Origin of the sequence: Rhodococcus sp. BS-15, assembly GCF_000813105.1 — a bacterium.
In the GTDB taxonomy this organism is placed as follows: Bacteria; Actinomycetota; Actinomycetes; order Mycobacteriales; family Mycobacteriaceae; genus Rhodococcoides.
This window is the reverse complement of the sequence record NZ_BAOX01000576.1, coordinates 1-965: the sequence shown is the minus strand read 5'-3', so window position 1 is coordinate 965 and position 965 is coordinate 1. Positions and strand designations below refer to the sequence as shown.

At 67.8% G+C, this 965-nt stretch carries 1 protein-coding gene and 1 pseudogene; both read left to right on the top strand.

The features are described 5' to 3' along the window. Positions 1-359 (top strand): annotated as a pseudogene (locus RHBS_RS28045) (shikimate dehydrogenase); the annotation flags it as partial. Between the two features lie 121 nt (positions 360-480). After that, the coding region (locus RHBS_RS28040) for a prepilin peptidase (RefSeq protein ID WP_145977668.1) at positions 481-965 on the top strand (485 nt) is incomplete at its 3' end.

Below are 965 nucleotides of genomic sequence, written 5' to 3'. Positions count from 1 at the left end.
TCGGCCCGGGACCACACGTCGGACTGCGCCGGTCGGCCGCGGGGATGCGCGCGGAGTTCGTGGACATGACCGACCCTCGTCTCGCCACTGTCGCAGCGGAGTCGGCTGTACTGGTCAGCACCGTTCCCGCGGCTGGAGCCGCCGACATCGCGTCGGATCTCGCCCATGCGCCGTTGGTTCTCGACGCCATCTACGATCCCTGGCCGACGCCACTCGCCACTGCCGTGGAGGCTGCCGGAGGAACCGTCATCAGCGGATTGTCGATGCTGCTCAATCAGGCGTACGGGCAGGTCGAACAGTTCACCGGCAGGCCGGCCCCGAGAGCGATCATGCGGGACGCGCTGACCACCATGCGGTGAGTTCGGACCGTCGGTAGTCTACAGGCCGTAGTTGTCCACAGGCCGTGAGTTGTACACAGGGCAATCTGCCACCTGGGCCTTTCGACACAACCGATCGCTGCCGCAGTGCAACCCTTCGATCATGATGGGTCTGTGTGTCGCGGTCGTGGTCGGTGCCGCCGCGGGAATGACGATGTGCCGCTTCCTGGTCCGATGGGAGCCTCGGCTCCTGCCGCTGCTGTGTGCGCTCGGGACCGGATGGGTCTGGTGGCGGTTCGGCGGTTCCGGGTACGCGGTTCCGTTGTGCATCACGACGTGGTGGTTCGCCGCGCTCAGCGCTGTCGACCTGCAGCGACGCCGGTTGCCGAACGTCTTGACCGTCCCCGGTGCGATCGTGGTGACGATCGCGCTCGTGCTCACCGGCTCGGCGGGGGCACTGCTCGGCGGCGCTCTGCTGTTCGCGATCTACCTCGTCGTTCATCTTCTCGCGCCCGCGGCGTTCGGAGCGGGGGACGTCAAACTCGCCTGGTCGGTAGGCTCGATCGCGTGCGTCGGCGGCGGGGAAGGATGGGCGATCGCCGCGCTGTCGGCACCGGTGGCAACTGCCGTGGTGGGGTCGATTGCCGA